Genomic DNA, 12,854 nt, shown 5'->3' with positions numbered 1-12,854 from the left:
GGGACGGGAGCGCGGCGAAGGCCCCGGCCGCGCCTGCGGGGCAGGTGCGGCGGGGCCTTCGGCGGGGCGGGCGCGGGTCAGGCGGCGGCGAGGTCGTTCTTGATGAAGTCCGCGGCGCGCTCGCCGATCATGACGGCGGTGGTGTGGGTGTGGGCCGAGACGATCGTCGGCATGATCGACGTGTCGGCGACCCGCAGGCCCTGGATGCCGTGGACGCGCAGCCGGGAGTCGACGACGGAGAGCTCGTCGATGCCCATCTTGCAGGTGCCGGAGTAGTGGTGGTACGAGCCGGTGTTGCGGGAGACCCAGGTCTCCAGCTCGGCCCGGGTGCGCACGTCCGGTCCGGGCGCGACCTCCTTGACGCCCCACTGGCTGGTGAAGGCCTTGGTGCGGAAGACCTCGCGGGCGATCTCGGTGCAGTCGGTGGCGCGGACGAGGTCGGCGCGCTCCGCGTAGAAGTTGGGGTTCACGCGGGGGCGGGCGAGCGGGTCGGCGCTGCGGAGCCTGATCCAGCCGCGGGAGAGCGGGCGGACGACGGCCGGCAGCATGATGACGAGGTGCGGGTCGACGTGGTCCTGCTCGTGGACCGAGGAGACGCTGCCGGTGGCCTTCCACTCGACGAGCTTCTCGATGAGCTTCTCGCCCCAGGGCGCGCGGGGCAGGAACCACAGCTCCAGGTCGGGGGCGAGGAGGCCGGGCTCGGACCCCCAGAAGAGGACCGGCTCGTTGATGACGCCCTCGGTCGGACCGGGCTTCTCCATGTAGCCGGTCGGGCCGATGACGAGCGGGTGGTTCTGGTAGTTCTCGCCGACGCCGGGGAGGTCGGCGACGACGTCGATGCCGAACTCGGCGAGCTGCTTGGGGTCGCCGATGCCGGAGAGCAGGAGGAGCTTCGGGGACTCGATGGCGCCGGAGCTGAGGACGACCTCGCGGTCGGCGCGGACGCTCTTGAGGGTGCCCTCGTGGACGTACTCGACACCGACGCAGCGGGTGCCCTCGAAGAGCAGCCGGGTGGCGGTGGCCTCGGCGCGGACGGTGAGGTTGGCGCGGTCCCTGGCCGGCTCGTAGTAGCCGGTGCGGACGCCGCCGCGCTTGCCGTCGGGGGTGATGTCGAGGTGGTGCCAGCCGACGCCGAAGTAGTCGACGTTGACGTCGGCGACCTGGGGGTAGCCGAGTTCGACGCAGCCGTCGACGAAGGCCTGGGAGACGGGGTTGCCCTCGTCGCCGGCGTTGACGACGTTGATGGGGCCGCCGAGGCCGGCGGTGGGGTTGGTGCCGTCCTCCTGGTTCTCGATGCGCCGGAGGTAGGGCAGGACGTCGCGGGAGGACCAGCCGGCGGCGCCGCCGTAGGCCCAGGAGTCGTAGTCGGCGTCCCGGCCCCGGTTGTGGATCATGTGGTAGATGCCGGAGCTGCCGCCGAGGCCGCGGCCGGCGGCGGAGTAGACGGTCTCGCCGCCCATGGCCGCCTGGGGCTCGGTGAGGTAGGACCAGTCGAACTCGCTCAGGTTGGTCTGGGACCAGAGCTCGGGCACCTCGATCAGCGGGTCGTCCTTGGCGCTGCCGGCTTCGAGGACCAGCACGGAGACGTCGGGGAGTTCGCTGAGCCGGGCGGCCGTCACCAGGCCGGCGGTGCCGCCGCCGACGACGACGAAGTCAAAAGCCTCAGTCATGGTTATCGATTTCCCTGGGTACGTGGGGTCGTGGGTCGCGCGGTGCCGTCAGGCGCCCGCGCGGACGAGGTCCGCCGCGCGCTCGCCGATCATGATCGTGGCGGCGTTGGTGTTGCCGGCGGTGATGGCCGGCATGATCGAGGCGTCGGCGACGCGCAGTCCCTCGACGCCGTGCACGCGCAGTGCGGCGTCGACCACGGCCTCGGCGTCGGGGCCCATCCGGCAGGTGCCGACGGGGTGCCAGACGGTGGAGGCGGACGCGCGGACGTACGCGGCGAGTTCGGTCCGTGAGGTCAGGTCGGCCCCGGGGGCGAGCTCCCGGCCCCGGTAGGGGGTGAGGGCCTCGGTGTGGGCCAGCTCGCGGGAGAGCTCGATGCCCCGGACGAGGACGTCGAGGTCGGACTCCTCGGAGAGGTAGCGGGGGTCGACCACGGGCGGCGCCGCGGGGTCGGCGGAGGCGAGGGTGACGGTGCCCCGGCTGTGCGGCTGGGCCAGGATCGGGGCGAAGGTGAAGCCGGGTCCCTCGGTCTTGTACCGGTCGTCGACGAACTGCACCGGGCCGAAGAAGAACTGCAGGTCCGGGGAGTCGGTGGCGGCGGCGTCGGGCCGGGTGTGGACGAAGAGGCCCGCCTCCGAGAGGAGTTCGGGGAAGGGCAGGTCGCTGCGGCTCTCGTAGCCGACGCCGAGGAGCAGGTGGTCCTGGAGGTTGCGGCCCACTCCGGGGAGGTCGACGAGGGGGGCGATGCCGTGGCGGCGCAGTTCCCCGGCGGGTCCGATGCCGGAGAGCATCAGCAGCTTCGGGGTGGCGAGCGCGCCCGCCGCGAGGATCACCTCGCCGGTGGTGCGGGCGGTGTGCGGGACGCCGTCGCGGAGGTAGGTGACGCCGGTGGCCCGGCCGTCCTCGACGATCACCCGGGTGACGGTGGCGCCGGTGGCGAGCGTCAGGCCGGGGTGGTCGCGGACCGGGTCGAGGTAGGCGGCGGCGACACTGGCGCGGCGTCCGTCCTTGGAGCGGGTGGACTGGTAGTAGAAGCCGCCGTTCTCCTGGCGTTCCGCGTTGTAGTCGATGGGCCCGGGGTGGCCGAGCTCGTCGGCGGCGGCGACGAACGCCTCCGAGACGGGGGCGGGCCGCTCGTAGTCGGTGACCGCGAGGGGGCCGCCGGTGCCGCGGTGCTCCGAGGCGCCGCCGGTGTAGTCCTCGGCGCGGCGGAAGTAGGGCAGGACGTCGTCGTAGCCCCAGCCCTCGTTGCCGAAGGCGCGCCAGCGGTCGAAGTCGCGGCGGTTGCCCCGCACGTACATCATCGCGTTGACGGAGCTGCCGCCGCCGAGGACGCGGCCCTGGGGCAGCGGGACGGTGCGGCCGCCGAGGGCGTCCTGCGGGACGGTCTCGTACCCCCAGGCGGTGTCGCCGCCCCACAGGGAGACCATCGAGGGGATGTCGGTGCGGTGGATCCGCTCGTCCCGGTCGTCGTCGCCGGCTTCGAGGAGGAGGACCCGGACGTCCGGGTCCTCCAGGAGCCGGGCGGCGACCACGCCGCCGGCGGACCCGGCGCCGACCACGATGCAGTCGAAGCTCTCCTCGCCGGTCACCGGGGCTCGTTCTCCGCGAAGCTGGGCAGGAGCTTGGTCTCCTGGAAGCTGGGGACGAGGTCGACGACCAGGTATTCGAGGTAGTACCGGCCCCACATGGTCTGCCAGAGGGGGAAGGTGCCGTCGAACTCCTCGCCGCGGACGCCGGCGAGCTTGGCCTCCAGGTCCCAGACGAGGGTGTCGAAGTCCTCGTGGGTGAAGGGGAGTCCGAAGGAGGCCGCGGCGGCGAGGACCTCGTCCTTGCTGCGGTACTTCAGCGAGTCGAGGAGGTCGGGGCGCACGGCCACGGTCCGCAGGAACTCGATCACGTTCTTGGCGCTCATCGGGCGTCCACCTGCTCCTCCTCGACCAGCGCGGCCAGTTCCTCGTCGGTGTAGCGCACGACGACCCGCTCGATCAGGTAGCCGAGGTGGGTCTTGCCCCACATCGCCTTCCAGAGGCTGCTGTTGCCGTCGACGGGCTCCTGGTCCTTGCCGGCGATGACGCCCATCTCCAGCTTGAAGATGACCTCGGACATGTCGTCGGGCGTGAATTCCCAGCCCTCGTTCTTCGCGTGGAAGACGAGCTGGCTCAGGTTCCTCAGTTCGTACGCGGCCAGCGTCGCCGGATTCTCCCGCACGGCCACGAGGAAATCGAGAAAGCTCTTCTGTGACATTTCCTTCGCCCCCTTTTCCCATGATGTGAGCACGAGTCCTTCACTGCGGAGATTGTCGTCCTCAAATTCATTCACGGGCAAACAGCGGGGGCGGACTTCCTGACCTGTGGCTAGCGTTTCCAGTGCGGCATGTGGAGGAAGAGAATGCGCCGTCCGGTGGTGACGATCCAGTATTCGAAGACGTTCAGGCCGACCAGGACGGCGGCCACGATCACCCCGGTGACCAGCATCGGGAGGGAGAGGGCGACGGGCGTGAGCAGCAGGCAGAAGGCGGCCGCGGAGAAGCGGCTGACGCCGGCCGCGCCGAACATCCGCCAGCGGGAATAGCAGAACCCGAAGAGGTAGAGGGCCGCGCTCGGGGCGAGCAGCATCTCGGGGAGGGAATGCGGCACCGCGAGCGGATCGAGGCATATCTTCTTGAGGCCGACCGCGAGGAAGATGATGGCGGTGAGGTAGATGAAATGCCCGTAGTTGAAGACGTCCCGGACGATCCGGGCCTGCACCGGGTCGGTCTGCAGGCTGTGCCGGACGGCCGCGGCCCCGAAGTGGAAATAGGTCCACCACAGCCCGACGATGACCGTGAAGCTGACGGCGAGGGCGGCGAACCGGGCGGGCCCCAGGGCGCTGTCGGAGGCGTTGGTGCCCACGGCGAGGACGGTCTCGCCGAGCGCCATGATGATGACCAGGCCGAAGCGCTCGGGCAGGTGCGAGGTCTCGAAGGTGAAGCGGTCGAGGCGGTGGCCGAAGAGGACCGGGACGGCCACCTCCAGGACGGCGGCGGTGCCCCAGAGCGCGGTGCGGGCGGCCCCCGAGGTGAGGCCGCCGGCGAGGAAGAGCGGGCTGGCGAGGAGCAGGCTGAGCCCGAAGGGTTCGATCCTGAGGTCGCCGAAGAGCGGCAGTTTGCGCATGCCGGCCCAGAGCAGGGCCCGCATGACCACGTAGCAGAGCGCGAAGAGCAGCCCGTGCTGCTCGTACGCGTGCGGGATGGCCACGGTCATGCCGAGGCCGCACGCGGCGAGCGCGAAGAGCATCATCCGGATCGCCGGGCGGTCCAGGGCGACGCCCGCGGAGTTGCCGAGCAGGGTGGCGCTCATCCAGCCCCACCAGAGCGGGACGAGGAGGATGAGGGTCTGCGCCAGGCCGAGCGGACCGTAGGCGGAGGCGAGGACGCCGGAGATCTGCACCAGGGCGAAGACCCAGACCAGGTCGAAGAACAACTCGGCCCAGGTGACGCGCTGTTCGCCCTTCTTCCCGGACGGTTCGGCGGAGTCGCCGGTGGCGATGTCGACCTCGGAGTCCGGGTCCGCCGCGTCGGTCCCGCCGCCGGAGGCGGGACCGGTGCTCCCTGCCGTGCGGTCCACCGTCAGTCGGCCTTCAGCTCGGGCGGGTAGAGGAAGTAGTTGACCGCCGAGGCGGCCTGGGCGCCCTCGTGGACGGCGGCGGTCACCTGGTGCGAGTGGAGGGCCGTCAGGTCGCCGGCCGCGTAGACGCCGGGGACGGAGGTCTTCTGCTCGGTGTCGACGACGACGTAGCCGGTGTCGGCGAGCGGCACGCCCAGCTGGCGGGCGAGGGTCGTCTCGGGGGTGGCGCCCTGGATGCTGAAGAGCGAGTCGAGCTCCAGCCGGCGGCCGCCCCGGGTGACGACGGCGGAGAGCATGCCGCCCTCGCCCTCGACCTCGCCGATGCGGTCGTGGACCACGGGGATGCCGGCGCGCTCCAGGCGGCGCCGGAACTTCTCGCTGATCTCGTCGCTGCGGCTGTTGGTGAGCAGCTCCACCCGGTCGGTGAGGCTGTGCAGCTGCATGGCCTCGCCGGCGGCGGCGTCGGTGTGGCCGACGACGAGGATCCGCTTGCCCCGGTTCTCGTACCCGTCGCAGGTGATGCACCAGAACATCGACCGGCCGACGTACGACTCCCAGCCCGCGAAGTGCGGGAAGTGGTCGAGGACGCCGGTGGCGAGGACGAGGGTGCGGGCGCGCCAGGAGTGGCCCTGCGAGTGGACGGTGAAGCCCTGCTCGGCGTCGCCCTCGGCGTGGGTGATGAGGTGGTGGACGATCCGGGCCCGGGGGTAGCGGGCGAGCTGCTCGGTGCCCAGCTTGCGCAGGTCGACGGTGGGGATGCCGTCGGGGAAGCCGAGGTAGTTGTGGTTGGTCTGGTGGTGGGTGGAGCGGCCGTGGCCGGTGTCGAAGACCAGGACCTCTCGGTTGTAGCGGGCCAGGTAGATCGCGGCGGAGAGTCCCGCCGGTCCGCCTCCCACGACGATCGTGTCCACCGGCTCGCCGGCGGCCCGTCCGGTTCCGGTGGCTGGAGACGTGGACGTCACCGGGTCCCCTCCCTCGACTCTGTCGACAACGCGGTCATGCCCGCCGACGCTAGGGGCGGGGGCGGCGGCGGCCCAGTTTTCCGCCGCGACTTCCTGGGGTCGGGGCGGACGGCGGTCCACCTCAGATAGCCGGGGCGGTTTTCTTGCCGGGGTCCGGACCGCGGTGTTCCCGTCGGGAGTTCCTCTGAAATCCAGGCGGGAGACCTCCATGCGCGCAAGCCTCATCCACGGCCACCAGGACGTCCGGGTCGAGGAGGTGCCGGACGCCCGGCTCCGGTACTCGACCGACGCGGTGGTGCGTGTGACCCATGCCTGCATCTGCGGCAGCGATCTGCTCGGCTACCGGAACACGGCTCCCCGGCCGCGCAGCCAGCGCACCGGCCACGAGTTCATCGGCGTGGTCGAGTGGGTGGGTTCGGACGTGGCCCACGTCCGTCCGGGCGACCGGGTCGTGGCGCCCTTCACCTGGTCCGACGGGGTCTGCGCGCACTGTGTGGCCGGGGTCCACACGTCCTGTGTGCGCGGCGGCTTCTTCGGGCAGCCGGGCTCGGACGGGGCGCACGGCGAGGCGGTGCGGGTGCCGTTCGCGGACGGCACGCTGGTCGTGGTGCCGAAGGGCACGGACGCGCCGGCCGGGGCGCTGCTGACGCTGTCCGACGTGATGGGCACCGGGCACCACGCGGCGCTGTGCGCGGCGGTGCGGCCGGGGGCGACGGTGGCGGTGGTCGGCGACGGCGCGGTGGGGCTGTGCGCGGTGCTGGCGGCGCGGCGGCTCGGGGCGGGCCGGGTGATCATGATGAGCCGGCATCCGGAGCGGTCGGCGCTGGCGACCCGGTTCGGCGCGACGGACCTGGTGGTGGAGCGGGGGCCGGCGGCGATCGAGGCGGTCCGGGAGCTGACGCGGGGGCTCGGGGCGGACTCGGTGATCGGCGCGGTGGGCAGCGGCGAGGCGATGCACACGGCGCTGGGGATCGCCCGGGACGGCGGCGCGGTCGGCTTCGTGGGGGTGCCGAAGGACGGCAACGAGGGGGTGGACTTCCGGCAGATGTTCCGGCGGAACGTGGCGCTGCGCGGCGGTGTGGCGCCGGTGCGGGCCTACCTTCCGGAGCTGCTGGCGGACGTGCTGGCGGGGCGGCTCGACCCGTCTCCGGTGTTCGACCTGACGGTCGGTCTCGACCAGGTGGCGGAGGGGTTCCGGGCGATGGACGAGCGGCGGGCGGTGAAGTCGATGATCGCGTTCTGAGCGGCGCGGTACCGCGGACGGGCTCCGCCCCCTCGTCGGGGGCGGAGCCCGTCCTGCGTACCGGCGTGCCGTCGTCCTCGCCGCGCCGGGCGGCGGGATCGGGGGGTGGGTCAGCGGAAGTCGGGGCCCCGGGTGCGGGTGCGCTTGAGCTCGCTGAATCCGGGGGTGGAGGCGACGAGGACGACGCCGTCCCAGAGCCGGCCGGCGGCCTCGCCGTGCGGGGTGGGGCTGACGACCGGGCCGAAGAAGGCGGTGCGGTCGGGGACGGACGGGCCGTCGAGGGCGATGACGGGGGTGCCGACGTCGTCGCCGACGAGGGCGACGGCGGCCTTGTGGGAGTCGTGCAGGGCGCCTTCGTAGACCTGGGAGGTGAGGTGGTCGGCGAGGCCGGCGGGGAGTCCGGTCTCGCGCAGGGCGTCCTCGACGACGGCGCGGGTGTGCGGGAGGCCCCGATTGTGGAAGCGGGTGCCGAGGGCGGTGTAGAGGGGGCCGACGACCTCGTCGCCGTGCTCCTGCGCGGCGGCGACGCAGACCCGGCCGGGGCCGCGGGCGTCGCGCAGCATCTCGCGGTAGGCGCGGGGCAGCCGGGGGTTGTCCTGGAGGATGGCGAGGCTCATCACGTGCCAGCGGGTGGTGACCGGACGGACGCCCTCGACCTCGTGCATCCAGCGCGAGGTCATCCAGGACCAGGGGCAGACCGGGTCGAACCAGAAGTCCGCGTGGTGTGCTGCGGTGGTGTTCATGGGTTCCTTCGGTGGGCGGGGCGAACCGCCGAAGCGGTCACCGCGGGGATCCGGAAGGGGTGGGATCTCCGCGGTGACCGGCTTCGGGGCTCGTACCGGGTCGGGTCAGGACTCGGACGAGGTGGGCGTGCGGCCCGGGAGGAGCGCCAGGGCGGCGAGGGTGGCGAGGACCGCGAAGCAGGCGGAGCCGATCAGCGCGGTCTGGTAGCCCTCGGTCAGCGCGGCCGGGACGGCGGTGCCGTCGGCGATGGCGTTGCTGGTGGTCGAGCCGGCGACGGTGACCAGGATGGCGAGGCCGAGGGCGGCGCCGACCTGGTTGGCCGTGTTGAAGAGGCCGGAGGCGAGGCCGGCCTCCTCCTCGGACGCCTCGGCGGTCGCGGCGACGGTGGCGCACACCCAGACGGTGCCGCCGCCGAGGCCGGTGAGGATCTCGGGGCCGAACTGCTCGACGAAGAAGGCGCCCTGGTCGATCTGGGCGGCCCACAGGGTGCCCGCGGCGACCAGGAGGGTGCCGAGGGCGGCGGTCCAGCGCAGGCCGAGGCGGGGCAGGACGTGGCCGATGTTGGTGGCGGCGATGACGACGCAGAGGGCCAGCGGGACGAGCGCGAGGCCCGACTCCAGCGGCGAGAAGCCGCGGACCATCTGGGTGTAGAGGGTGAGGAAGAAGATGGCGGGGATGACGGCCATCGGGGTCAGGCCGCCGACCAGGTTGGCGCCGCGCAGGGTCTTCTTGCGGAAGATGCCGAGCGGGACCAGCGGCTGGCGGCTCTTCGCCTCGACGACCAGGAAGAGGCCGAGGAGGCCGAGGGCGAGGGCGCCGAGGCCGAGGGTGCGGCCGGAGGTCCAGCCGTACTTCTCCGCCTCGACGAGGACGTAGACGAGGAGGGCGAGGCCGCCGGTGCTGAGGACGGCGCCGACCAGGTCGAAGCCGCCGGAGAGGCCGGCGTTGTCGCGGTCGGCGGGCAGCAGCTTGGCGGCCAGGACGACGGCGACGAGGGCGATCGGCACGTTGACGTAGAAGACCGAGGCCCAGCCGAACCAGTCGGTGAGCAGGCCGCCGAGGATCATGCCGGCGGCGCCGCCGGCGCCGGAGACGGCGCCGTAGATGCCCATGACCTTGTTGCGCTGCTTCTGCTCCTCGGGCGTCCCGTTCGGGAAGATCGTCATGAGGAGGGAGAGCGCGGCCGGGGCGGCGAACGCGGAGGCGAGGCCCTGGAGGGCGCGGGCCGCGATCATGACGGCGGGCGTGCCGGCGAGGGCGCCGAGGAGCGAGGCGGCCGCGAAGAGCACGAGGCTGGCGACGAAGAGCTTGCGCCGGCCGACGAGGTCGGCGAGACGGCCGCCGAGCATCAGGAAGCCGCCGAAGAGCAGCAGGTAGGCGTTGGTGACCCAGGACAGGTCGCCCTGGGAGAAGCCGAGTTCGGCGCCGAGCGACGGCATCGCCACGGCCACGATGGTGGAGTCCAGGACGAGCATGAACTGGACGGCGACGAGCAGGGCCAGTGCCGCGCCAGGGCGCTGAACCACTGGGCTGAGATCCTTGGTCTCAGTGACCGCTGGTGCGGACATGTGAGAAACCCCCAATGAGGAAGAGGACGGAGAGCGGGACGGGAGACGGGCGGTGGTGTGCGGTCCGCCCGGTCGCGACGGGATGCGAACGTACTGGCCGTTTCCCGGGGGCCGCGAAGAATCCGCCGCGACAATATGAAGTCCGGTCACGACAGGTAATGCTCTGCCCAGACCGCGATGAGATCGGCCGCGTAATGGGCGTCGCCGACATCGCTCAGATAGTGGTCGGCGGTGTCGAGGGAGACGTACGACTTCGGGTGCCGGGCGGCCCGGAAGATCGCCGCCGCGTGCGAGACGTCGACCAGGGTGTCCCCCGGCGCGTGCAGCACGAGCAGGGCGGCGCCGAGCTCGGCCACCCGGTGCCGCGAGGGCTGCCCGGCGATCGACGCGAGGAACTCCCGGCCGAAGACGAAGCGGCGGCCGGCCAGCTCCACCGTCCCCTCGCCGTCCCGCTCGATCTGCTCCGCCGCCGCCCCGAAGAGGTCTCTGACCTGCGCGGGAGTGCTGGGTGCCGCGATCGTCGCGACCGCCCGGACCTCGGGGAGCAGGCCGGCCGCGGCGAGCACGGTCGCCCCGCCGAAGGAGTGCCCGACGAGCAGGGCGGGCGCCTCGTACCGCTCGCGCAGGTACTCCGCGGCGGAGAGCACGTCGGCGACCGAGTCGTCGAAGGCGCCGTACGGCCGGTCGCCCTCGGAGGCGCCGAGTCCGGTGAAATCGAGCCGGAGCACGCCGATTCCGCGATCGGCCAGCCGGCGCGATACGCGGGCGGCCGTGAAGAAATCCTTGGAACAGGTGAAACAGTGGGCGAAGATCGCGAATGCGCGGGGCGTGCCCGCCGGAAGATCCGTTTTCGCGGCGAGCAGCCGTCCGCTCGCGCCCGGAAATCGGACGGGACGCGTCGACGCGTCCATCAGTATTCCCCGGCCAGCTCCAGTTCCGCGTGGACGGCGCCGAGGCAGCGGTTCATGACGACGCCCATGCCGGCGGCGCGGGCGACCCGGGCGGCCTCGTCGGAGACGATGCCGAGCTGGAGCCAGAGGGTGCCGGCCCCGATGGCGGCGGCCTGCCGGGCGATCTCCGGCGTCTCGGGCGCCGGCCGGAAGACGTTGACGACGTCGACCCGGTCCTCGACGTCGCGGAGGGAGGGGACGGCCGGCACGCCGAGGATGCTGCCCCCGTGCGGGTTGACCGGGATGATCCGGAACCCCTTGGCCTGGAGGTAGGCCGGGATCTCGTGGGCCGGCTTGCCCGGGACGTCGGAGGCGCCGACGACCGCGATGGTGCGGGCCCCGGTGATGATGCGGACGTAGTCGTCCCAGTGTCGCTCGCTCATGCGTAGAGTTCGCCTTTCTCGTGCGGGAGTTCGGGATCGGGCTCCTCGGCGGGGCGCCGCCGGGGCTTCGGCGGCTCCTCGGGGCCGCCGGTCAGCCGCCGGGCCAGCGGCTCGGTGAAGCGGGCCGTCAGCGGGCCGAGGATGACGAGGAGCAGGACGTAGGCGGTGGCCAGCGGGCCGAGGGCGGGTTCGACGCCGGAGGAGACCGCGAGGCCGGCGATGACGATGGAGAACTCGCCGCGGGCCACCAGGGCGCCGCCCGCGCGCCAGCGGCCGCGCACCCCGATGCCGGCGCGGCGGGCCGCCCAGTAGCCGGTGGCGATCTTGGTGAAGGTGGTGACGACCACCAGGCCGAGGGCGGGCAGCAGGACCGGCGGGATGGTGGTGGGGTCGGTGCTGAGGCCGAAGAAGACGAAGAAGACGGCGGCGAAGAGGTCGCGCAGCGGCATCAGCAGGTGGTGGGTGTTCTCGGCGACCTCGCCGGAGAGCGCGATGCCGACGAGGAAGGCGCCGACGGCCGCGGAGACCTGGAGCTGCTGGGCGAAGCCGGCGACGAGCAGGGTGAGGCCGAGGACCACCAGGAGCAGCTTCTCGGGGTCGTCGCTGGAGATGAAGCGGGAGATGACCCGCCCGTAGCGGACGGCGACGAGGAGGACGGTGCCGACGGCGGCCAGCGCGATGGCGAGGGTGAGCCCGCCGGCGGCCCAGCCCGCGCCCGCCAGGATCGCGGTGAGGATGGGCAGGTAGACGGCCATCGCCAGGTCCTCCAGGACGAGGACGCTGAGGATGGCGGGGGTCTCGCGGTTGCCGAGCCGGCCGAGGTCGCCGAGGACCTTGGCGATGACGCCGGAGGAGGAGACCCAGGTGACGCCGGCGAGGACGACGGCGGCCACCGGGCCCCAGCCGAGCAGCAGGGCGGCCAGGGCGCCGGGGATGGCGTTGAGCAGGAAGTCGACGACGCCGGCCGGGGCGTGGGTGCGCAGGTGGCCGACGAGGTCGCCGGCGGTGTACTCCAGGCCGAGCATGAGCAGCAGCAGGACGACGCCGATCTCCGCGCCGACCTCGATGAACTCCTCGCTGCCGCCGAGCGGGACGACGCCGCCGGCGCCGAAGGCCAGGCCGGCGAGCAGGTAGAGCGGGATCGGGGAGAACTTCATGCGGACGGCGAAGCGCCCGAGGAGGCCGAGGGCGAGGACCACGGCCCCGAACTCGATGAGGAAGACGGCGGAGTGCACGGGATCACGCCCGATCGAGGATGTCGTGGGCGCCGTCGACGCCCTCCCGGGTGCCGATCACGATGATCGTGTCGCCGCCGCGCAGCCGGAAGTCGGGGCCGGGCGAGGGGACGGCGTGCGAGCGGCGCATGACGGCGACGATCGAGGCGCCGGTGCGGGTCCGCATCCGGGTGTCGCCGAGGGTGCGGCCGTTCCAGTAGGAGGTGCCGACGATGGTGACGCGCTCGGCGATCAGCCCGAAGTCGCTGGTGTGCAGCAGGTTGGGGCTGTTGTGGTCGGGGACGAGGGCGTCGGTGAGCGCCATCGCCTCGCTGGGCGTGAGCTTCATCGAGAGGCCGGCGGAGTCGGGGTCGTCGTCGTGGTGGACGTTGAGCGTGCGGGTGCCGTCGCGGTGGGCGATGACCGACAGGGTGTCGTGGCGGCGGGTGGTGAGCTCGTACTGCACGCCGACGCCGGGCAGCGGGGTGGTCCTCAATCGCGGAGCGGGCACGGT

Annotated in this window: 13 protein-coding genes; 1 reads left to right on the top strand and 12 read right to left on the bottom strand. The window is 72.6% G+C overall.

Features of this window, described 5'->3' with window-relative positions; translation table 11 throughout:
• Positions 1-77 precede the first annotated feature (77 nt).
• From IE287_RS02505 to IE287_RS02480, 6 genes are all read right to left on the bottom strand, one after another.
• Positions 78-1,670 (bottom strand): GMC family oxidoreductase, encoded by a 1,593-nt coding sequence (locus IE287_RS02505; protein WP_189847171.1) that lies wholly within the window; start codon positions 1,668-1,670, stop codon positions 78-80.
• Positions 1,671-1,718: 48 nt separating this feature from the next.
• Positions 1,719-3,260: a GMC family oxidoreductase gene (locus IE287_RS02500; protein WP_189847170.1), complete on the bottom strand. Its 1,542-nt coding sequence runs from the start codon at positions 3,258-3,260 to the stop codon at positions 1,719-1,721.
• Positions 3,257-3,583, bottom strand: coding sequence for a Nif11-like leader peptide family natural product precursor (locus tag IE287_RS02495; RefSeq protein ID WP_189847169.1), 327 nt, complete (start codon positions 3,581-3,583; stop codon positions 3,257-3,259). Before IE287_RS02495 ends, IE287_RS02500 begins: the two co-directional genes overlap by 4 nt.
• Positions 3,580-3,915, bottom strand: coding sequence for a hypothetical protein (locus IE287_RS02490; RefSeq protein ID WP_189847168.1), 336 nt, complete (start codon positions 3,913-3,915; stop codon positions 3,580-3,582). The genes IE287_RS02495 and IE287_RS02490 overlap by 4 nt, the downstream gene beginning before the upstream one ends.
• A 110-nt stretch (positions 3,916-4,025) precedes the next feature.
• Positions 4,026-5,276: a low temperature requirement protein A gene (locus IE287_RS02485; RefSeq protein WP_189847167.1), complete on the bottom strand. Its 1,251-nt coding sequence runs from the start codon at positions 5,274-5,276 to the stop codon at positions 4,026-4,028.
• Between the two features lie 2 nt (positions 5,277-5,278).
• Positions 5,279-6,238, bottom strand: coding sequence for an NAD(P)/FAD-dependent oxidoreductase (locus IE287_RS02480; protein ID WP_189847166.1), 960 nt, complete (start codon positions 6,236-6,238; stop codon positions 5,279-5,281).
• 208 nt (positions 6,239-6,446) lie between these two features.
• On the opposite strand from IE287_RS02480, the gene IE287_RS02475 reads away from it, so the two are divergent.
• On the top strand, positions 6,447-7,481 hold the full coding sequence (locus IE287_RS02475) for a zinc-binding dehydrogenase (RefSeq protein WP_189847165.1): 1,035 nt from the start codon (positions 6,447-6,449) through the stop codon (positions 7,479-7,481).
• Positions 7,482-7,591: 110 nt separating this feature from the next.
• Here IE287_RS02475 and IE287_RS02470 read toward each other — a convergent pair whose 3' ends face one another.
• The 6 genes from IE287_RS02470 to IE287_RS02445 form a co-directional block, all read right to left on the bottom strand.
• Positions 7,592-8,224 (bottom strand): mycothiol-dependent nitroreductase Rv2466c family protein, encoded by a 633-nt coding sequence (locus IE287_RS02470; protein ID WP_189847164.1) that lies wholly within the window; start codon positions 8,222-8,224, stop codon positions 7,592-7,594.
• A 105-nt stretch (positions 8,225-8,329) separates the two neighbouring features.
• A complete protein-coding gene (locus IE287_RS02465) occupies positions 8,330-9,751 on the bottom strand; it encodes a DHA2 family efflux MFS transporter permease subunit (protein WP_189847163.1) in 1,422 nt (473 codons plus the stop codon).
• A 188-nt stretch (positions 9,752-9,939) separates the two neighbouring features.
• Positions 9,940-10,704, bottom strand: coding sequence for an alpha/beta hydrolase family protein (locus tag IE287_RS02460; RefSeq protein WP_189847162.1), 765 nt, complete (start codon positions 10,702-10,704; stop codon positions 9,940-9,942).
• A complete protein-coding gene (locus tag IE287_RS02455; RefSeq protein ID WP_189847161.1) occupies positions 10,704-11,126 on the bottom strand; it encodes a CoA-binding protein in 423 nt (140 codons plus the stop codon). The genes IE287_RS02460 and IE287_RS02455 overlap by 1 nt, the downstream gene beginning before the upstream one ends.
• Positions 11,123-12,361, bottom strand: coding sequence for a cation:proton antiporter (locus tag IE287_RS02450; protein ID WP_189847160.1), 1,239 nt, complete (start codon positions 12,359-12,361; stop codon positions 11,123-11,125). Before IE287_RS02450 ends, IE287_RS02455 begins: the two co-directional genes overlap by 4 nt.
• A gap of 4 nt (positions 12,362-12,365) precedes the next feature.
• Positions 12,366-12,851 carry a cation:proton antiporter regulatory subunit gene (locus IE287_RS02445; protein WP_189847159.1) on the bottom strand — a complete coding sequence of 162 codons (486 nt, stop codon included), beginning with the start codon at positions 12,849-12,851 and terminating at the stop codon, positions 12,366-12,368.
• Positions 12,852-12,854: the final 3 nt, after the last annotated feature.

This window comes from Streptomyces omiyaensis, assembly GCF_014650895.1.
GTDB classification, from domain to species: Bacteria; Actinomycetota; Actinomycetes; order Streptomycetales; family Streptomycetaceae; genus Streptomyces; species Streptomyces omiyaensis.
The sequence above is the reverse complement of the archived record's forward strand: the minus strand, read 5'-3'. Positions and strand labels throughout refer to the sequence as shown.

What these genes read in the sequence shown, in the direction of transcription:
- IE287_RS02505 (WP_189847171.1), bottom strand. Translation starts at nt 1,670, where the DNA reads ATGACTGAGGCTTTTGACTTCGTCGTCGTCGGCGGCGGCACCGCCGGC.
- IE287_RS02495 (WP_189847169.1), bottom strand. Translation starts at nt 3,583, where the DNA reads ATGAGCGCCAAGAACGTGATCGAGTTCCTGCGGACCGTGGCCGTGCGC.
- IE287_RS02490 (WP_189847168.1), bottom strand. Translation starts at nt 3,915, where the DNA reads ATGTCACAGAAGAGCTTTCTCGATTTCCTCGTGGCCGTGCGGGAGAAT.
- IE287_RS02475 (WP_189847165.1), top strand. Translation starts at nt 6,447, where the DNA reads ATGCGCGCAAGCCTCATCCACGGCCACCAGGACGTCCGGGTCGAGGAG.
- IE287_RS02470 (WP_189847164.1), bottom strand. Translation starts at nt 8,224, where the DNA reads ATGAACACCACCGCAGCACACCACGCGGACTTCTGGTTCGACCCGGTC.
- IE287_RS02460 (WP_189847162.1), bottom strand. Translation starts at nt 10,704, where the DNA reads ATGGACGCGTCGACGCGTCCCGTCCGATTTCCGGGCGCGAGCGGACGG.
- IE287_RS02455 (WP_189847161.1), bottom strand. Translation starts at nt 11,126, where the DNA reads ATGAGCGAGCGACACTGGGACGACTACGTCCGCATCATCACCGGGGCC.